This window comes from Lignipirellula cremea (assembly GCF_056501455.1).
Genome location: NZ_CM151415.1, coordinates 4,577,216 through 4,596,990, shown reverse-complemented (window position 1 = coordinate 4,596,990; position 19,775 = coordinate 4,577,216). Strand labels below are relative to the sequence as shown.

The window sequence follows — 19,775 nt, the reverse complement described above, 5'->3', positions numbered from 1 at the left end:
CCGAGTAGCCACCAGGATTTTGCAGCGTGTTCTCTCGCTTCTTCATCGAACGCCCGATCTTCGCAAACGTCATCGCGCTGGTGACGATGCTGATCGGCGCCGTCGCGCTCGTCGGTCTCCCGATCGAGCAGTATCCCGAGATCACGCCCCCCACGATCCGCGTCTCCGCGGTCTACCCGGGCGCCAACGCGGCGGTCGTCGCCGACACCGTCGCCGCGCCGATCGAGCAGCAGGTCAACGGCGTCGAGAACATGCTCTACATGTCGTCGACCAGTTCGGGCGACGGCAGCTACAGTCTGACGGTCACGTTCGAGATCGGCACGAATCTGGACGACGCCCAGGTCCAGGTGCAGAACCGCATCGCCATCGCCGAACCGCAGCTTCCGGAGGAAGTCCGGCGTCAGGGCGTCACCGTCAAGAAGCAGTCGACGAACATCATCATCGTCGCCAGCCTGGTTTCCGAGAACGATCGGTACGACAGCATCTTCCTGTCGAACTACGCCAATCTTCGCCTGCGCGACGAACTGAGCCGCGTCGAGGGCGTGGGCGACGTCACGATCTTCGGCGCCAACAACTACAGCATGCGGGTCTGGCTCGATCCGCAGGAACTGGAATCGCGGCAGTTGACGACGCAGGACGTCATCGCCGCGATTCAGGAGCAGAACGTCCAGGTCGCGGCGGGCGCTCTGGGACAGCCTCCTTCGCCGAGCGGACTGGCGTTCCAGTACACGATCACTGCCCAGGGGCGATTGAGCGATCCGGAGGAGTTCGAGAACATCGTCGTCCGGTCGGGCCAGGAAGGCGAATTGACGTACCTCCGCGACGTCGCCCGGGTGGAACTGGGCGCACAGACGTACGACCAGTTCTCGCTCCTCAACGGACGCGAGACCTCGAACATCGGCATCTTCCAATTGCCGGGCTCCAATTCGCTCGCCGTCGCCGACGGCGTGCGCGAGGCGATGGAGCGGATGAGCCGCGCCTATCCCGAGGGGATGTACCACGTCTTTCCGCTCGACACGACGGAGTTCGTGGAGGCCTCGATTCACGAGGTCTACGTGACGCTGTTCGAGGCGGGCATCCTGGTCCTGATCGTGATCCTGGTCTTCCTCCAGGACTGGCGGGCGGTGCTCATTCCGGCGACGACCGTGCCGGTGACGATCATCGGGGCCTTCGCGGCGATGTACGCGCTGGGGTTCTCGATCAACATGCTGACGCTGTTCGGCCTGATTCTGGCGATCGGCATCGTCGTCGACGACGCCATCGTGATCGTCGAAGCGGCTGCGCATAATATCGAACAGGGGATGAAACCGAAGGCCGCCACGATCCGCGCGATGGATCAGGTGCTCGGCCCGATCATCGGCATCACGCTCGTGCTGATGGCCGTGTTTCTTCCGTCGGCCTTTCTGGGCGGCATCACGGGCCAACTCTATCGCCAGTTCGCGCTCACGATCGCGGCGACCGCGGTGATCAGCGCGATCAACGCCATGACGCTGAAGCCGGCGCAGTGTGCGACGTGGCTGCGCCCGGTCAGCGCGCGCTACGACTATTCCGGACGGTTCGGATGGTTCTGGCGCCTGTTCCATCCGCTCGCCGTGCTGTGGGACTGGTTCTGCAAGGGGTTCAACTGGGTCTACGGCAAGTTCGAGGCCGTCTACGCCTGGATCGTCTGGCTGATGCTCAAGGGCTGGTGGGCGATGATGGCCGCGTTCGTCGCGATCGTCGTCTTCGCCGGCTGGTGGTATCAGCAGGTTCCGACGGGTTTTCTGCCGGTCGACGATCAGGGCTACATCATCGTTTCGATTCAGCTTCCGGACGCCGCGTCGCAGGAGCGAACGCGCGCTGTCATCGACAGCATCAACGCGAAGCTCGATAAGACCGACGGCGTCGCGGACTACTTCGCGATCGGCGGGTTCTCCTTCGTCGACGGCGCCGCGGCGTCGAACGCGGCGACCTACTTCATCACGTTCGATCCGTTCGAGGAGCGCCTGGAGCGTGACCTGCCGATGGAGAAGATCCTCGGCGGGCTGCAGGGACACTTCTTCTCGATCAAGGAAGCGATGGTCTTCGGCTTCGCTCCGCCGCCGATCCGCGGGCTCGGTCTGCGGGCCGGGTTCCAGATGCAGGTAGAAGACCAGGCCGATGCGGGTCTGGAAGAACTCGGCCTGGCCGTGCAGGAGATCATCGCGAGCGCGAGCAGCCAGTCGAAGCTCGCCGCGCTGAATTCCAGCTTCCGTCCCGGCGTGCCGCAACTCTACATCGACGTCGATCGGGCCAAGGCGAAGTCGCTCGGCGTGCCCCTCAGTTCGGTCTTCAACACCTTGCAGGCGAATCTCGGCAGCGCCTACGTCAACGACTTCAACAAGTTCGGGCGCACCTATCAGGTGCGCGTGCAGGCGGACGACAAGTACCGCATGGAGATCGAAGACGTCCAGCGACTGGAAGTCCGCAGTTTGACCGGCGCGATGATTCCCATGGGCAGCCTCGCCTCGATCGAGCGCTCCTTCGGTCCGCAGAACATCATCCGGTACAATCTCTACCCCTCGGCGGCCGTCCGCGGCGAACCGGCGCCGGGCGTCAGCTCCGGCGAAGCTCTGGAACTGATGGAAGAGATCGCGGCGGCGACGCTTCCCCAGTCGATGGGCTTCGAGTGGACCGACGCGTCGTATCAGGAGAAGCAGGTCGGCGGCGAAGCGGTCTGGATCTTCTCGCTCGCCGTGCTGCTGGTCTACTTCGTTCTTGCGGCCCAGTACGAAAGCTGGATCCTGCCGTTCGCGGTCATTCTGGTCGTTCCGCTCGGCCTGCTGGGCGCGATCGGCGCCGTATCGATCCGCGGCATGGACAACAACATCTACACGCAGATCGGCATCGTGCTGATCATCGCGCTGGCCAGCAAGAACGCGATCCTGATCGTGGAGTACGCGCGCGATCTGCATAACGAGGGAATGAAGATCTTCGACGCCGCGCTCAAGGCGTCGCGACTGCGGTTCCGTCCGATTCTGATGACGTCGTTCGCCTTTATCCTGGGCGTGTTTCCGCTGGTCATCGCGGAAGGAGCGGGCGCCGCAGGTCGTCAGGCTCTCGGCACCGCGGTGTTCGGCGGCATGATCGCCTCCACGGTGCTCGCGGTCTTCTTCACGCCGGTCTTCTACTTCGTCGCCGCTCACATCGCGGACTTCTGGAAGAAAGATCCGGAGGACGAAGGGCAGGTCGGCGTCGCCGAGGACCACGGGCCTCCCCACGGCGTCGGTCACGCGCCGCAGACGCACGCGTTCGAACCGGTGGAATCCAAAACCGACAGCCCGACCGGGAGCGGCGTCACCAGCCCGTTGCGAGCGTCCGTTCCGTCCGATCAAGTCAACGAAAGCGTCGACGACGTCGCCGAAACTTCGCCGGTCGACGAAAGCGCTCCGCCTGCCGTGCCGCCCCACGCGTCGCGCGAGAGCGGACAGGATCCGAACAACGGATCCGAGTGAAATGACTCGCGGCGCTCAGATGGGCGTCAACGCGTGCCTCGGCCGGTTTGTCCAACCGTACCGATTGGCGGACATCGCACGCACGGCTGGGCAAGCCAGCCATGGCACACCAGCCCGAGAATTCTGTCGCAGCGTTTGGCTCTGGTAGCGGAGTTCTCTACGCCTTCGATTGCTTTGCTTCGGACGCGGTCCGGACCGCTTGGGCCCGCTTGCGAGCGTCGAGTTCGACCGACCCGAAGACCGATTCGTGCTGCTGCAACGAAACCCGCAGCGCCTCCATCAGCCGCTTGGCCGTGAAGTAGCTCATCACGACGCGCTGTTCCAGCACGACCGGATGCTTGCTCGGACCCATGAACTCGGTCGTCAGGCCGAAATCGAGGATCACCTCCTCGATCGTCCGGCGGACCGAGCAGAAATTGGCGTAACTGGGGCTCAGACGCGATTCGTCGAGCGGCGCTCCGCCCGTGCGGGTCTCGGCAGCCGTCGACGCGGAATTTTCCGTCTCGGCGTGGGGCCCTTCGACGATCGCGGTGCGGGAGCGGACTTTCGCGGCGCTGGACATGACGGAACTCCGATGCGGAGGCGGGCGGAACGGCATTCGTCCCGCACGTCTCTCAAATCGAAAGTCCCGCGGCAAGAGCGATTCGCTGCAGTCTTCGGGTCAGGAACTTTCTCTTGGGTGTTCGAAAAAGGGCGACGTCGCCTGGCGGGGGCGCGCGGTCGTCGTGGGCCAGTCAGCCGTCGACGAGCCTAGGATTTCGACTCTGACGCCTGGGCCGGCGCTTGTCCTCGCCAGATGAACGATAGGCGATGTCCGGTTCAGAAGGCGACACTTTTCTTTTCGACCTCTGCTCGTAACGAAACGCAACGCTTAAATCAGCTTCGTCGCGACCGGCGCGTCGTCGTGGGCGAGATACGCCGGGCCCATGCAGAGGGGCTCGTAGCGTTCGTGGACGCTCTGCTCGACGTACTCGGGCGTCCAGCCGGCGGGATCCTCGAACAGGCGGATGCAGCGGATGTTGCGATCGCTGCAGAGGTCGAACCAGTGCTGCGTGCCGCGGGGAACGTTGATCAGGTCGCCCGCTTCGACCTGCACTGCGAACACCGGGCCGTTCTCCGGATGGATGTGGAAGACGCCGCCCCCCTTCACGGTGAAGCGAACCTCGTCCTCGGCGTGCGTATGCTCCTTCTTGAACTTCTGGAGCATGGCTTCCAGGTTCGGCGTCTCCGGCTTGACGTTGATGACGTCCGCCGTGACGAAGCCGCCCCGCTGCTTCAGCCGTTCGATCTCCGGCGCGTAGGCTTCGAGGATGTCGGCGTCGGTCGCGTCGGCGCCGATGCGGCCGTCGACGTCCCACTTCTCGTACCAGATGCCGAACGGCGCCAAGAATTCGTTGATCGCCTGCGGATCCTCGATCGTGCGGTTCTCGTCCTGGATGCGGATGCGGGCCATATTCGCGAGGTTCTCGTGGATGCGGAGAAGAAGATGCGGTCGTCGTCGCCTGTTCGGAACGGCGGCGGCTGGTCGGGATTATTTTCGAGGGAACGCTCGCTCCGATCAACCTCTTCGGCGATCACGATTCGAAACGTGCTACAGAAACGTCGTCAGATCCCGCCTAGCGCGAGGCGCCGCCATTCGCATTCGAGCAGGAATTCGAGGATCTCGACGTGCCGCCGGGCTTCCTGCACGTCCTTGCCCCAGGTGTAGAGGCCGTGCTTGCGGAGGAGGTATCCGAATCGCAGCGACTCGTCCCCCTGCTTCAGCAGCGTCCTGACCTCTTCGGCCAGCGTCGCGATGTCCTGCGTGTTCTCGAAGATGCGGAAGCGGACGGTCGTTTCGTGCGTCGGGATCCCGGCGAAGCCCTTGAGCATCTCGAAGCCGGAAAACTCGACGAAGCCCTGTCCGAAGTAGAGATCCGAAAGGATCGTCGTCCAGACCGAGTGCGTGTGCAGGATCGCTCCTGCCTCGGGTCGCTCGTCCGCCAGAACGACGTGCAGCATCGTCTCCGCGGAGGACTTGGGCTGGCCGGCGCTGGTCGGGCGACCGTCGGCGCCGACGCGGACGAAATCGGCTCGGGTCAGGCGTCCCTTATCCATGCCGCTGGCGGTGACGAGCAGTTCCAGGGGCTCCCGGGAGAGAACCGCGCTGTAGTTGCTGCTCGTGCCGACAGACCAGCCGCGGGAGTGAAACAGCCGTCCGCAGTCGGCCAGTTCGTCGGCGATTCGGTCCAGATCCACGGACGGAGCGGAGGAGGCGGCGTGCGACATCGAAAGCGGACTGCGGGGGAGGATGGCGGGGACGTCAGGGGCTCCATCTTATCGAATGCTGGCCTGTCCGAATGCAGGTTGTGGCGGCGCCTCCGGATACCGGCATCGAAGGGCGACGCCGGATCCGGCTTTTTCTCCGGATGACGCTACAGTTTCCCGTCAGCTCTGCCGATAGGGCGAGCGATAACGTCCGTAACGGCCGGGCAGCGGGGGCGATTCGTGACGCCTCGCCCTGCTCGGTCGTCCGGCGGCTTCGCCCGCGCAGTTCGAGGGAACGACGATGCTTCTGTTCTTGAGCGACCTTCACCTGCAGGACGATTCGTTTCTGGCGGATTCGTCCGAAGAGCGCTTCCTGCGACTGGCCCAGCAGATCGAAACCGCGGCTCTGGACGCCTGCGTCCGCTCCGACGGCAGCGAGGCTCCGATCGAAAAGGTGGACGTCGTGTTCCTCGGCGACGTGCTCGACCTCGCCCACTCGCGGCGCTGGATCGACCGGAACGTGCGCCCCTGGAGCGACCCGGCGACCCCCGCGTTCGCGTCGACCGTGCATGAGATTCTGGACGCCACGTTCGCCCGGCATGCGGCGGGCCTCGCGCGACTGGACGACTTCTCTTCCCGCGGGACGATCTCCCTGGAACTGGCCGGGAAGTTCGGTCCGATCGCGGCCGAGACGCCGATTCGCTTTCACTACCTGGTCGGCGAGCGGGACTGGATCCTGCATCTGCCCGAGAAGTCGCTCGATTCGGTGCGGCAGAAGGTCGTCAGCCGGTTCCGCCTGTCGCAGTCGGGACAGGAACCCTTCCCCCACGATCCGGACGAGAGCCCCGCGATCGAGGAACTGCTGCGGGCTCGCCGCACGTACGCGCGGCATGGCGACCGGTTCGACGCCCTTTGTTTCCCCGAGCAGCGCGACCGGGCGAGCCTCCGAGACGTGCTGCTGCTGGAAGTCCTGCTCCCCTTCCTGATTCAGGCAGAGCCCGCGGTCCGCGCCGAGATGCCGCCCGCCTTCTGGCAGGACCTCTGCCGGCTGACATGCGTGCCGCGCTGGTCGTGCCTGACCGATTACCTCGACGGCGTCTTCGAGCGTTACGATCTGGCGCCGCAGGCGGTCCGCGACTGGCGCTCGACGTGGGACGAACTGGTCTACGCCGTCAGGACGCTGGAGTGCTTCCGGGAATTGGCCGAGAGCCTGCCACGCGGCTTCGCCGACGAGTTCGCGCAGGCGCTCAGCTTCCGCGAACGATCGCGCGGCGGCGACGACGCCTCTCGCAAGCGCGTCCGCGAGACGTGGGATCGGAAGAGCGGATCGCTCGCGCCGTTCGCCGCGCGGGAGCAGGAGTTTCGCAACCGTCGCGCCCGGTACGTGGTCTACGGCCATCGCGAAGCGCCGGAGTCCGAACTGCTCGACCAGACGATCGCCGACGGCTACGCCCTGGAGCAGATCTATCTCAACGCCGGCATGTGGGGCGTGACGGTGAAGCCGTCGCTGGGGACCGGCGCCGCGGCGTTTCACGCCGTCGAACGTTGCCGGCTGCTCGCGATCGCCGACGGCGACGAACTGGAAGGTCGCGGCTACGCGACGTGGGACTCCGAGCGAAGCGCCGTCGTCGCGCCGCGTCGAGCGCCGGAGCAACCTCGCCGGGAGCAGACTTCGTCGCGGGAACGACAGCACGAAGCCCATGCCGGCGTCCGACGCCCCCACTTCCTGAACGTCGCCGCGCGGGCAAGGAAGAGCTGAGCGGACGGATTAGATTTCAGGTACGCCTGCTTCGTGTGCTACGGCTGGCTTGTCCAGCCGTGCCGAATGGAAGGCGCTGCATGCACTGCTGGGCAAGCCAGCCGTGGCACACAGACTTCGCTCTTGCGGCCCCCCTGATCAATAATGAAAAACGGCCCCCGCACGATCGAGCGTGCGGGGGCCGTTTATGTTTCAGCGAGTCATGCGGCGAGCGAATCGCCGAACGGCCTTACGCCTGACGACCCAGGCCGAAGCCTTCGCGATACTTGCGACGGATCAGGAACTCGGCGTCGGCGGGAGCGGACGACTTCATGTTCTCGGCGTCCCATTCGACCTTCTCGCCCGACCAGACGGCCAGGTTGCCGAGCAGGACGGTCTCGGTCAGCGGACCGGCGTAGCCCGGGAAGTTCGACATGCAGAGGCTGGGGTCGCCCGCCTTGATGCCCTGGGCGAACTCGTCGAAGTGACCCGGCGACTGCTTGAAGTCGACGGCGGGCTTATCGATGCCGATCAGCTTGTATGAGCCGCAGTAGTCGTCGCCCGAGTAGATCGCGCCCTTTTCGCCCAGCACGAGAGCGCCGGAGCCCGAGAGCTGCTTGGTGCCGTCCGCAGCCTTGTTGAAGGCTTCGTCCGGAACGATATCCAGCGGGGGCAGCTTGCCGCCGTCGTACCACGTGAAGATGAGCGCGTCGCGGTTCTCGTTCTGCGGGAACGCGTAGTCGATCACCGACCACTTCGGGAACGTGATCCGGTCGTGACCGCTGGTCTGAGCGGTGACCGAGGTCGGATCGCGCAGATCCAGGCCCATGAAGGGCATGTTCAGCGTGTGGCAGGCCATGTCGCCGAGGGCGCCGGTGCCGAAGGCCCAGAAGCCGCGCCATTTGAACGGGTGGTAAGCCGGCGAGTATTCGACGAAGTCGGCCGATCCGACCCAGCCGTCCCAGTTCAGGCCTTCGGGAACGGGCTGCGGCTCGGGCTTGACGTCGCCCTGCGGCCACACCGGACGGTTGGTCCAGATATGCACGGCCTTGATCTTGCCGAGGTGGCCGCCCTTGAGGATCTGGGCCGCTTCGCGAAGGGCCGAGCCGGCGGTGCCCTGGTTGCCCATCTGGGTCACCAGCTTCTTCTCCGCCGCGATCTTCGACATCACGCGGGCTTCTTCGATGGACTTGGTCATCGGCTTCTGGCAGAAGCAGTGCAGACCCATCTCCATCGCCATGACGCCGATCGGGGCGTGCATGTGGTCCGGCGTGCTGACCGTGACCGCGTCGACGTTCTTGCCGACTTCTTCGAGGCACTTGCGGTAGTCGGTGAAGGCCTTGCCGTCCTTGAAGCGGCGACCCTGCTTTTCGAGCGTGTCGGCGTCGACGTCGCAGAAGGCGACGACCTTGCCGGTGCGGGCGGCGTCCGCCGAGTCGCTCTGGCCTTTGCCGCCGACGCCGAAGCAGGCGTAGCGGATCTCTTCGATGGCGGACTTGCTCTCCTGAGCGTTCAGTCCGCCGGCGACGTAGTAGCCGGCGCCGATCGCCGCCGTGGTCTTGATGAACGTACGACGCGAAGGTCGTCGAACCATGGGATCGCTCCTGAGTGTATCGTTGCGGAGGCTTGAAATAGACGAACCGGGAAATCAGCTGCTTGCGACGGTCGACGGGGACAGGCGCCGTCGAACGACCGAAAGCTCGCTCGCGAAGAAGGAAGAGCCTGCTCGCGAAGAAGCAGGTTCGAATCCGGCGACGCGATGCCGGCAGGCGGGCGGAAAGATCGCCGAGCACGGCGCGAACGACTCGCAGGGAGTCGCGCAGCGCCGACTAGCGTAATCGACGGGACCGCTGGCAAGGCCGGTAACGCCAGTTTATCTTCCCCAGTCCGGCAGTTTGAGGTACGCACGGCATTATTATGTTGCGCCAATGGAATTGCGAGCGGCCAGACCTCCTCCGGGCGGCAAAAATTGCCGGCTTTTCAGGCGCCTTGTCGCACTTCGCCTATGTCGGAACGCGGGGCGTTTTGTTCGACCTGGGCGAGGGCGTCGCCTCGCGATTGGACCCGACGCTGTTCGGGCGAGTTGAGGTCTTCCTCTCGCATGTCCATGACGATCACCTGCTGGGGCTGCGCGGCTTCGCGCTGATGCGATCGGTTCTCCATCGCGATCCCGATCACCGACCGACGGTTCACGTTCCCGCGCCGGCGCTGGAATTCGTCGCTGCGGATCTGACGGCGTTCGCGTCGCTCAGCGGGTTCGAGTGGCAGGCGGGCATCGAACTGCAAGCGATCTCTCCCGGTCAGAATCTGCTGCTCCACGGGTCTCACTACGTCGAAGCTTTCGACGCCGATCACCTTCCGAGCGGAGCGTCGCTCGGCTATCGATTGATCGAACGACGCAAGCGGCTGCAGGAGCGCTGGCGTCATCTCGAAACGTTCGAAGTGGCGTCGCTGCGGAAGCGGTTGCCGGTCGAGGAGGTGCTGGAGGAATTCGACGTCGCGGAGTTCGTCTACTCAGGCGATACGCCGCTCTGCCCTGCTCCGTTCGCGCACCGTGCGAAGATTCTGTGGCACGAGGCGACCTTTCTCGACCCTGCCCATCGCAATCTCGAAGTCGGCCGACATGCCGTGCTGGCCGACGTGATCGCGCTGGCGAAAGAGGCCGAGGCCGAGAGCCTGGTCCTGACGCATGTCAGCCGGCGCTATCGCGAAGCCGATGTCTGCGACGCGATCGAAGGAGCGCTGACGGCGACCGGCTACGACCGGCCGACCTTCTGGCTCCGCGGCAGCTTCGATCTGCCGGTGGACTGAACGGTTGATCCGGCGTGTCCGGTGCGTCATCCTGTGGAGAGTTCTCCTCCTCGGATCGACGTATGGCCGCCACTCGACGTCGCCGCTTCCCGACGTTCTCGCTGTTCGTCGGGCTCGCGCTGCTCGCGGCCAGTCCGGTCGGTTGGGCTTGGCTGCAGTACGACCTCTATCGCGAGGAAGAGGACGTCCTGGCTGAACTCAAGCGAGCGGGGATCGACCACTACTCCGAACGTCGCGTCTTTCTCGCCCAGCAGCCGGGCGACGCGTCGGAAGAAATGTGGGAGATCATGACCGCGAACTGGCGGGCGGAAGCGGATCGATCTTTTCCCTGGCTCCGTCCGCTACATCGCGTCGACGTCCACGAGCCCGTCCCGCTGGACCTGGCGACGCGGATCGCGACGCTGCCGCGGGTCGAGGAAGTCGGATTCGTTCCTGCGCCGGAAGGCCTCCCTGCTCGACCGACCCTGGCGGAGAGCGGCATCGATCTGGACGAGTTGGCGAAGACGGTTCTCGCGGGAGCTGACCTCGACCAGCCGATTCCGTCCGGACGAACCCTCGTCGGCGACGAACTGCCCGAACTGGAGTCGCGGCTGAGGGAAGCCTGGGCGGGGTTCGGCGAACAGCGCGTCGCCGAGCGGTACGCCGTTTCGATCGCAATTTCGCCTTACAAGATCGTGGGGCGGACGGTCGCCTACGGCGAACGGAAGAAGTGCCTGTCGCATCTCCGCGGCTGGTCCGATCGTCTCGATATCTCGATTCGCGAGGGGGCGGAATGGAAGAGCGTGTCGCACGGCATGGTCGACGACTCGGTCTGGATCCAGAAGTCGCCCGATGGATCCTATCTATTTTCGGACTACGAGAGCTTGCCGCCCTACGTGCAGCCGGAACTCTTCGGAAGCTGGAATGCGGCTGTGCCCCCTTCGACGCTTATCGCCGCAGGAGTCGATTATGCGGAGGCGTTGCCCGGCGGAGCCTACGCGATCCGGTTTCGTCCGTTCGATGCGCCCTTCAGGCAACCGTCGGACGGGGCGTCGTACGACACGCCGTTGCACATCGACACGATGACGCTCGTGGTGCGACCGGACAGGAATTGGTGCGTCGAGCGGGGAGAAGCGGAGTTCGAAGAGAAGCAGCGCGTCGAGTGGCGGAGCGAGCTCGAACGACATGGCGATCAGGTAGTCATCCGCGAACAGCTCGTGCGGACCTACGACAGTCGCGGCGGCGCGGCGGCGAGAGCAGCGTCGCAGATGCACCATTCGGTCTTCGACTGGGATCTGAATCCCGACATCGCTGCCGACGAGTTCTCCCTGGCGAGCGCCGGCGCCGGACCGCTCGGCCCGCCGCAAACGATCCCCTGGTACCGGCATTGGTACCTCGGGACGGCCCCCCTGGGTTTGGTGCTGACGGCGTTCGCGCTGCTCCGTATCGTCGCGCGGCGACTGTTGACCCGTCGCGAACTCCGGGCGGCGGCTCGAGAAGCGCAGCCGACGGCAGCGACGCAAGAGGCGTCGACGGCTCTCGAGGTTACTTGAACCCCGCTCGCGGATCGTTGCCGGCGTCGTAGTCGGCGCCGCTCAGGTTCTCGAATTCGAGCTTGCCGTCCTTGCGCCAGACTTTCACCTTTCCCGCGTTGACGACGCCCTTCGATCCAGTCGCGGAAATCGTTTCCAGCCGGACGTCGTTGCGACCGTCCCCTTCGAGGATGATCTGATCCTTCGACTCGTCGAAGCTGATCCGCTGAGCGTCCGCATTCTTATCGCTGGATTCGAGCCGGGCGTTGCCGCTGGCGAGCGCTTCCAGATAGTAGAGCGGCGAAGGCCCGCTGCCCGGGATGGGAGCCTGTCGCAGATCGAGCCGGTCGCAGTGGAGCGTGACCGATTTCTCCGGAAGGGCCGCACGGTCCTGCGGGCGATACTGAACCTCCCAACTGGGAGCGGGAGCGAACAGCGCGACGGTCCGGTCGATGAAGGCGACCGATCGCTTGAGATAGTCCCCCTCGAAGCCGGCTGAGCACTCGACGTAGAAGTATTGCAGCGACTTGGGTCCGACGGTCGGAGTCGCGGCAGGCGGACCGCCGAAATCGCCCGTGGTCAGCCGGACGCTGCTGATCCACGCCGGTCCCCGGGCGACGAACTTTCCCGTCTCGGGCGCGATTTCCAGTCGCTGCGCCTGGAACTTGTCGATCGAGCGGAGTTCGCCGGAGACTTCGCTGCGGCTCTCCGAATAGATGCCCCCCTCGAAGGCGAGCGATTGCAGCTTCGGCGCCTCGAACTCGGTCTGCATCAGGTCGATGGGGCGATCGAATCGGGCCACGAGCGCGGCGGAGGTGGCGAACTGCCGGTCGGTCGTGGTCTTCACGTCCTGCCGGAACGTCGCTTCGCGTCCGCTGGCGGAGAGGCTTTCCTTCCACGCGACGGTGACCCACTGCATCGGTTCGGCGCCGCCGGAAGCGGGCGTCGACGGGCCGGCGAGCGGCGAGACGGAACCGACTTTCCCGCGCATACGCATGCGTCCTTCGCCGACCACCTGCAGCAGCGACTGCGTCCGATCGACGTCGATCGCCGGACCCTCCAGCCGCATCGATTCGGAGTCCACGATCGCAGGAATTCGCTGCGCGGGGTCGCCCCAGATTCGGAGCGTTTCGTTCTTCTCGGGCGAGCGTTGCCAGTGCAGGCCCTGCGACGTCACGGCCAGCGGCTTGATCGCCCCCTGCTCAGGCGGCAGCGTCTCGCGGAAATCGACGGCGCCCTGAATGAAGAGCTCGCTCAGGTCCCACTCTTCGCCGCGGCGCAGCAGTTCCAGACGAACCAGGTCGCCCGCGAGCGAGTAACGCTTCGCCTGCGGTCCTGCTTGATTCGAGGAGCCGAGCGCTCCGATGCCGTCGCCGCGCGCGACGGGCGTGACGCCGGGGAGTTCCTTGAACCAAGCTTCCAGTTGCGGGGTGCGGACCGAGATCTGCGGCGAATCGAGCGCGACTCGACCCTTGGCCATGAACCGCAGCGGCTGAATGTTAGCGGAACCGAACGACCCGATGCCGTCGTCGCCCCCCTCGGGCGCGGCGCCCGCGCGAGCCTCTTTCGGCAATTCCTTCATCCAGAAATCGACCCGGTCGGCCGACGCCGAGGAAGCGCCCCCTTCGAGGACGACGCGCGCGCCGCCGATCAGCGAAATGACGTGCTCGTCGTTCTGCTTCAGCAGCCTGGCGGCGTCGGTCCAGAACAGGTCGACCGGCTTGGGCGTCTCGCCGCCGAGCGTGGCGTGCAGATGTCCCGGCCCGGCGATCTCGCCCGTCCCCAGCCCGCCCCCTTCGGCGAGAAAGTACACGATCTTCGGCGATGCGATGAGCCGTCCCTGGTGCGCCAGCCGGGCCTGGGAGTCGTGCTGCAATACGAGCTTCCGCTCGCGCACGTCGTACTCCATGCTGTTGCCCTGCGCTTCGAGTTCGCGCGAGCGAACGTGCGCCATGACGGGGTGCCCCAGAGCGACCAGTCGCTTGGCGCCCAGCTTGGCCTTCGCGGTCGGATTCAGCGGATCGGCGAATTCGTCGAACTCGATTTCCAGCCGTTCGCAGACGAGTTGATCGCTGGCGAGCCCCGTCCCGAGACTGCGGTCGAGATGGACGTCGCCCTCGAACGCCGCGGTTCGCAGATCGAAATTGAGCGTGAAGTCCTTCGTGCAATGGAGTTCGAGCGTCCCCTGCGGTTCCTTCGCGGGGGCGCTCCCGTTCGCGACCGAGGCCTCGTCGCTGAACAGTCCCGGGGCGTCGAGTTCGATCCGGACCTCGTCCACGTGCGCGAGTTCCAGCGACGCGACGTGCTGCAACGCTTCGTGCGATTCGAAGCCTTCGCCTTCGTCGCCATCCTCGCGGAAGTTGACCGCCAGGTCCTTCCCCTTCGCCCAGTGAGGGCCGTAGTAGACCTCCACCTGGTGCGGCGTGGAAAGCAGCTTTCGGTCGATCTGAACGTCGCGCGTGACCAGTTGGAAGCTGTCGTTCGCGCCGGGACGACTCTCGGCCATCGTCATGACGACGTCGCCGACGAGGCGGCCCCCTTCGATCTTGCCGATCTTGCCCGCGGCGAGGTCGATCTTCTCCGTGAAACGGAGGCGTCCGCCCGACGGCGCCCTGACGACGAGGTTGCGGACCCCGGTCGCGTCGACGATCGGGAAGATCATCGTGATCGGTTCGACGGCCAGTTCGCCCGTCGGCTCGATCTGGTACTCGCGGAAGTAGAGCGTCCCGTGCGACGTCATCAGCGTCTTCGGGCTATCGAGTTCCCAGCTCTTGGGCCCGAAGAGTTCGGGCGAAACCGCCGTCGCGGGAGCTCCCACCGGCGTGACGTCGACGTAGGTCGCCGCGTCGAGCTGCGAATAATCGAGCGGCGGTCGATCGGACCTGGGATCGATGCGGGGCGCGACGACCAGCGAATAGACCGTGAGCGCGGCGATCAGCGCGGCCGCCGCCAGCGCGCCGCGAAAGGCTCTTCCGATCCACTCGTTCATCCGTAAGCGTCCTTGCCGACGGGAGATACAAACGCCGCGATGGTAGCGGAAGACGCCGAAGTTCGGCAACGCCAGTCGGCTAGGGCGAAGCCGTCTAGAACGATTCTGCGACCGGTTCAGGCGAGCGGGGGGCGTAAACCCTCCGTGTTTTTCGCACAGCGATCCCGCGAACGATCCGAAAACACGGAGGGCTTACACCCTCCGCTCGCCGCATGCGGTAGTCAACCGAACCTTACGACGAATACCGCTTCAGCACGTCGTCCCACAATCCCTGGGCGACGAGCAACTTTTCGACCAGTTCGCGTACGGCGCCGCTGCCGCCGGGGATCGAGGTGACCCAGGCCGCGGCGTCGCGGATCGCCTGCGGCGCGTCGGCGACGGTCACGCCGAAGCCTGCCCGTTGAATCATCCGCAGGTCGGGGAAATCGTCGCCGATGTAACAGACCTCGTCCCATCCCAGGCCGAGATTCGCCACGATCGTTTCCGCCGCCGCGAGCTTGTCGCCCACCCCCTGACGGACGAGGTCGATCTTCAGCTCTTTCGCGCGACGCGCGACGATCGACGAATCGCGGGCGGTGATCAGGCCGAAGGTTCGGCCCGCCTCCTGCCACAGGCGGATGCCCATGCCGTCGCGGACGTGAAAGCGCTTCTGCTCGTTCCCCTGGGCGTCGAACAGAAGTCCGCCGTCGGTCAGTACGCCGTCGACGTCGGACAGAATCAGGCGGATACGCTCCACGGAAGCCTTTCGTCGAACGGTCGATTATCCGCCGGGCCGGTCGCGGCTTGCATCCGCCTCAGTCCTCGTCGCGGTCCCGCTGGACCGGGAAGACGTCGAACTCTTCCTCGTCGAGCGGGCGCTCGTTCGGGACGCTGTGCTCTTCCTTCAGCCAGCGTCCCAGATCGATCTGCCGACAGCGGGCGCTGCAGAACGGCATTGCCGGAGTCTTGTCCGTATCGAACAGCTTATCGCAGGTCGGGCAGCGGAGCTTGGCCATGATCGGGCGCTCTCTTCGGCGACGGGGCGATCAGTCAGCAGACTTCGCCGGCTTGGAATCGGACTTCTTCGACGATTCGGACTTCCCCGAATCTCCGCCCGATTTGCCCGAGTCGCCGCTCGCCGACTTATCGGCGGAGGCGCTCTTCTTGTAGGACTCGCTGCGGTAATCGGTCGTGTAAAAACCCGATCCCTTGAACATCAGCGCCGCCCCGGTCCCCATCAGGCGGCGGAGCTTCTTCTTTTTGCACGCGGGGCACTTTTCCAGTTCCGGCTCCGTGATGGACTGGAACTGCTCGAAGGCGTGATTGCAGGCTTCGCAGACGTAGTCGTAAGTAGGCATCGGAACGGGAACCCCAGCATTGTTTCGTAAGACCGTCAGGATCTCTTGTTTAAGATGCCGCACGCGCGTGTCCGGCGCCGTCGATCAGCCCGGCTTGCCGGCGGAAACCACGACCTGGGCAGGCCGAATGACCCGGTCGTGCAGGAGATAGCCGGTCCGGGCGACTTGCAGGATCGTACCTTGCGGAGCGTCGTTCGGGATCTGCGCAACCGCTTCATGACGGTGCGGATCGAACGGACCGGTCGCCTCGATTTCCCGAACGTGATGCCGTTCCAGCGACGTGCGAAAGCGCTGCAACACCATCCGCACGCCGGCGGCGATCGGCTCTTCCGAGCCCTTCGCCGACTCCAGCGCCCGCGTAAGATCGTCCGCGACGGGGAGCAGGTCCTCGACAAGGCGCTGCGACGCGTACTTCTTCTCGTCTTCCGCCTCGCGGCGAACGCGCTTGCGGTAGTTCTCGAACTCCGCCTGGGCCCGCAGATCCTGTTCCGCGGCGGCTTTGAGCGAGGCTTCGAGTTCGGTGATGCGTTCCTTCGCCATGTCGAGCGGCGTGGTCGCGCGCTCCGCCTGATCCTTGGCAGTCGCTTCGCCCGCGGCGGCGCGGTCGTCGTCCTGGTGGTCGGTTTCCATGGCCTGGCGTTCGTTTTCGGCGTTCATCGCTGCACTCGGCGCTGACTGATCGGGGCTACTCGGCTTCGTCCGAGGCGCCCGTGAAGAGTTCCTTGAGGTTTTCCAGAAACGACTTGCGGTGGGGCGAGACGTTCTTCGCCTCGACGTCGGCGAGTTCTCGGAGAAGTTCCTCCTGCCGGCCGGAGATCTTCTTCGGCACTTCGACGTACGTCCGCACGGCCAGGTCGCCCGGAGGACCGCCATGCGGATCGGGCATCCCCTTGCCGGGAATACGGAAGACTTCGACCGCCGGCGTGCCGGGCGGGATCTTCAGCGTCGCGGGGCCGTTCAGGGTGGGAGCCTCGATCGTCGCGCCGAGAGCCGCCTGGGTGTACGAGATCGGCATCTGGAGCACGAGGTGCCGCCCGTCGCGCTGAAACATCTTATGCGGTCGGACATGCACGGCGACGAGGCAATCGCCCCGCGGTCCGCCGGAGAGGCTCGGTTCGCCTTCGCCGGCCAGTCGCACCTGCATCCCGTCGTCGATGCCGGGAGGAATGGCGACGGTCAGCAGGACCTCTTCGCTCTTGACCCGCCGTCCCTTGCAATCGGGGCAAGGATCGTCGACGACGTACCGTTCGCCGCGGCATTGCGGACAGGCCGTTTCCACCCGCAGGATGCCCGCCTGCTGCACGACGGCGCCGCGCCCCTGGCAACGCGGACAGACGCGCGGCTGGGTGCCGGGCTTCGCCCCGGCGCCGTGACAAGTGGCACAGGCTTCGTTCCGGCGGAAGCGGATTTCTTTCTCGACTCCCGCGGCAGCCTCTTCCAGCGTCAGCGTCGTTTCGACGCGCAGCGAGGCGCCCTTGTTCGAGCGGCCGCGACGCGAGGCGCCGAACAGGTCCCCGAAGACGCCGCCGCCGAACATGTCTCCGAAGGCTTCGAAGATGTCGTCGACGTTCTGGAACTGCGGACCCCCTGCTCCGACGCCGGCATGGCCGAAGCGATCGTAGCGGGCTCGCTTATCGCCGTCGCGAAGGACTTCGTAGGCCTCGGAGGCTTCCTTGAAGATCTCGATCGCTTCGGGATCGTCGCCGTTGCGATCGGGATGGTACTTGATCGCGATCCGGCGATAAGCGGTCGCGATTTCGCTGCCGTCCGCGCTCTTGGCGACGCCGAGAATTTCGTAATAGTCGCGTTTCGTCGCCATCCGCTCCCGCCGACCGGTCCCCGGCCGCCATGCGTCGTGATCGTACGATCGTCGAAAGAGACCCGAACGGTCCCCCTTCGACGACGCGAGCCGCCCTCGTTCCCGAGAAGCGGCTCGCCGAGAGATTCATCCTTTCGCGAGACCGGTCGGTTCGATCCGGCCCCGCGTTCTAATTCAGTCCCGTTCGAGCGACGTTAGCGAACGACGCCTTCGACGGCGGCTTTGCCTTCGTCGATGTTCGAAACGAGCGCGTCGGTCGTCAGCATCAGCGCCGCGATCGAGCCGGCGTTGCCCAGCGCGGTCCGGACGACCTTGACCGGGTCGATGATGCCGGCCTTGTACATGTCGACGTACTTGCCTTCGTTGGCGTCGTAGCCGATGTTCTCCGCCTTCTGGGAGACCTCGTCCACGATGACCGAGCCGTCCAGGCCGCCGTTGTCGCAGATCTGCTTCAGCGGAGCCGAGAGAGCTTTCAGAACGATGCCGACGCCGATCTTCTCGTCGCCCTTGGCCGCCTTCTTGGCCGCTTCGACCGCTTCGCGGCAACGCAGCAGAGCGACGCCGCCGCCCGGCAGAATGCCTTCTTCGAGCGACGCGCGAGTCGCATGCAGCGCGTCTTCGATGCGGGCCTTCTTCTGCTTCATTTCGGCTTCGGTGTCGGCGCCGACCGAGATGACCGCGACGCCGCCGGAGATCTTCGCCAGGCGCTCCTGGAACTTCTCCTTGTCGTACTCGCTGTCGGTCTGCTCGATCTGACGGCGAATCTGTTCTTCGCGCTTCTTCACCTCGGCCCGGTCGCCCGCGCCTTCGATGATCGTCGTCGAGTTCTTGTCGACCCGGGCGGTCTTCGCCTGGCCCAGGTAATCGAGCGAGAGGTTCTCGAGCTGCAGGCCGAGGTCCTCGCTGATCAGCGTCCCGCCGGTCAGGACGGCGATGTCGCCCAGCATGGCCTTGCGGCGGTCGCCGAAGCCGGGGGCCTTCACCGCACAGACGTTGAGCACGCCGCGGAGCTTGTTGACTACCAGCAGCGTGAGCGCTTCGGCGTCGACGTCCTCGGCGATGATCAGCAGCGGGCGACCCGTCTGGCTGACCTTCTCCAGGACCGGCACGAGGTCGCGAAGATTGCTGATCTTCTTCTCGTGGATCAGGATGAAGCAGTCCTTCAGTTCGCAGTCCATCTCCGTCGCACGGTTGATGAAGTAGGGCGAGATATAGCCCTTGTCGAACTGCATGCCGTCGACGTACTCGACCTCGGTCGTCGAGGTCTTGCCCTCTTCGACCGTGATGACGCCGTCGCGACCGACCTTGTACAGAGCCTCGGCCAGCATGTTGCCGATCTCGCGGTCGTTGTTGGCGCTGATGGCGCCGACGTGAGCGACCATCTCCTGGCTGTTCTTGCCGGAGATCTTCTGCGCCATCGCGAAGAGCTTCTCTTCCGCGGCGGCGACGCCCTTCTCGATCCCGCGACGAATCGCGGCAGGATTCGATCCCGCGACGATGTTGCGGAGACCTTCCTTGTAGATCTCGCGAGCCAGAACCGTCGCCGTCGTCGTGCCGTCGCCGGCCAGATCGCTGGTCTTCTGGGCCACTTCGACCACGAGCTTGGCGCCCATGTTCTCGAAGCGATCCTCGAGTTCGATCTCCTTGGCGACGGTGACGCCGTCCTTCGTGACGGTCGGGCCGCCGAAGGACTTGTTGATGATCACGTTGCGGCCGGTGGGGCCCATCGTCGAAGCGACGGCCTTGGCCAGCTTCTCGACGCCCTGCAGCATCCGCGCCCGGGCGTGATCGTCGAATAGAAGTTGTTTCGCCACGTTAAACCCTTTGTTTCGGAAGCCTGCGAGAGGCGT

General features: G+C 65.3%; 15 protein-coding genes. 4 read left to right on the top strand and 11 right to left on the bottom strand.

Going from position 1 to position 19,775, the window contains the following annotated elements; genetic code table 11:
* Positions 1-26 precede the first annotated feature (26 nt).
* Positions 27-3,473, top strand: coding sequence for an efflux RND transporter permease subunit (locus SH602x_RS17850; RefSeq protein WP_479473604.1), 3,447 nt, complete (start codon positions 27-29; stop codon positions 3,471-3,473).
* Between the two features lie 157 nt (positions 3,474-3,630).
* Here the strand turns inward: SH602x_RS17850 and SH602x_RS17845 are convergent, their stop codons facing one another.
* From SH602x_RS17845 to mtnB, 3 genes are all read right to left on the bottom strand, one after another.
* Positions 3,631-4,035: a DUF3467 domain-containing protein gene (locus tag SH602x_RS17845; protein WP_479473603.1), complete on the bottom strand. Its 405-nt coding sequence runs from the start codon at positions 4,033-4,035 to the stop codon at positions 3,631-3,633.
* Between the two features lie 309 nt (positions 4,036-4,344).
* Complete coding sequence (locus SH602x_RS17840) at positions 4,345-4,926, bottom strand: 1,2-dihydroxy-3-keto-5-methylthiopentene dioxygenase (RefSeq protein WP_479473602.1); 582 nt, start codon at positions 4,924-4,926, stop codon at positions 4,345-4,347.
* A 152-nt stretch (positions 4,927-5,078) separates the two neighbouring features.
* Entirely contained in the window at positions 5,079-5,741 is a 663-nt protein-coding gene (gene mtnB / locus SH602x_RS17835; RefSeq protein WP_479473601.1) for a methylthioribulose 1-phosphate dehydratase, read from the bottom strand.
* Positions 5,742-6,021: 280 nt separating this feature from the next.
* Here mtnB and SH602x_RS17830 point away from each other — a divergent pair, with 280 nt between their 5' ends.
* A complete protein-coding gene (locus SH602x_RS17830) occupies positions 6,022-7,479 on the top strand; it encodes a hypothetical protein (RefSeq protein ID WP_479473600.1) in 1,458 nt (485 codons plus the stop codon).
* A gap of 229 nt (positions 7,480-7,708) precedes the next feature.
* Here the strand turns inward: SH602x_RS17830 and SH602x_RS17825 are convergent, their stop codons facing one another.
* Entirely contained in the window at positions 7,709-9,052 is a 1,344-nt protein-coding gene (locus SH602x_RS17825) for a Gfo/Idh/MocA family protein (RefSeq protein WP_479473599.1), read from the bottom strand.
* Between the two features lie 395 nt (positions 9,053-9,447).
* On the opposite strand from SH602x_RS17825, the gene SH602x_RS17820 reads away from it, so the two are divergent.
* Together SH602x_RS17820 and SH602x_RS17815 are read left to right on the top strand one after the other, a co-directional pair.
* Positions 9,448-10,269: an MBL fold metallo-hydrolase gene (locus SH602x_RS17820; protein WP_479473598.1), complete on the top strand. Its 822-nt coding sequence runs from the start codon at positions 9,448-9,450 to the stop codon at positions 10,267-10,269.
* A 62-nt stretch (positions 10,270-10,331) separates the two neighbouring features.
* Complete coding sequence (locus SH602x_RS17815) at positions 10,332-11,801, top strand: hypothetical protein (RefSeq protein ID WP_479473597.1); 1,470 nt, start codon at positions 10,332-10,334, stop codon at positions 11,799-11,801.
* Here SH602x_RS17815 and SH602x_RS17810 read toward each other — a convergent pair.
* The 7 genes from SH602x_RS17810 to groL form a co-directional block, all read right to left on the bottom strand.
* The gene (locus tag SH602x_RS17810; protein WP_479473596.1) at positions 11,794-14,769 is read right to left on the bottom strand and encodes a hypothetical protein; all 2,976 of its coding nucleotides are present in this window, start codon (positions 14,767-14,769) and stop codon (positions 11,794-11,796) included. The genes SH602x_RS17815 and SH602x_RS17810 overlap by 8 nt on opposite strands.
* A 232-nt stretch (positions 14,770-15,001) precedes the next feature.
* Positions 15,002-15,505 (bottom strand): KdsC family phosphatase, encoded by a 504-nt coding sequence (locus SH602x_RS17805; RefSeq protein WP_479473595.1) that lies wholly within the window; start codon positions 15,503-15,505, stop codon positions 15,002-15,004.
* 58 nt (positions 15,506-15,563) lie between these two features.
* Positions 15,564-15,764, bottom strand: a complete 201-nt coding sequence (locus SH602x_RS17800; protein ID WP_479473594.1) for a DNA gyrase inhibitor YacG — start codon at positions 15,762-15,764, stop codon at positions 15,564-15,566.
* A 30-nt stretch (positions 15,765-15,794) separates the two neighbouring features.
* Positions 15,795-16,106: an FmdB family zinc ribbon protein gene (locus SH602x_RS17795; RefSeq protein WP_479473593.1), complete on the bottom strand. Its 312-nt coding sequence runs from the start codon at positions 16,104-16,106 to the stop codon at positions 15,795-15,797.
* 84 nt (positions 16,107-16,190) lie between these two features.
* Entirely contained in the window at positions 16,191-16,763 is a 573-nt protein-coding gene (gene grpE, locus SH602x_RS17790; protein ID WP_479473592.1) for a nucleotide exchange factor GrpE, read from the bottom strand.
* A gap of 28 nt (positions 16,764-16,791) precedes the next feature.
* Complete coding sequence (dnaJ, locus tag SH602x_RS17785) at positions 16,792-17,925, bottom strand: molecular chaperone DnaJ (protein ID WP_479473591.1); 1,134 nt, start codon at positions 17,923-17,925, stop codon at positions 16,792-16,794.
* A gap of 194 nt (positions 17,926-18,119) precedes the next feature.
* Complete coding sequence (gene groL, locus SH602x_RS17780) at positions 18,120-19,739, bottom strand: chaperonin GroEL (RefSeq protein ID WP_479472190.1); 1,620 nt, start codon at positions 19,737-19,739, stop codon at positions 18,120-18,122.
* Between the last annotated feature and the right edge of the window lie 36 nt (positions 19,740-19,775).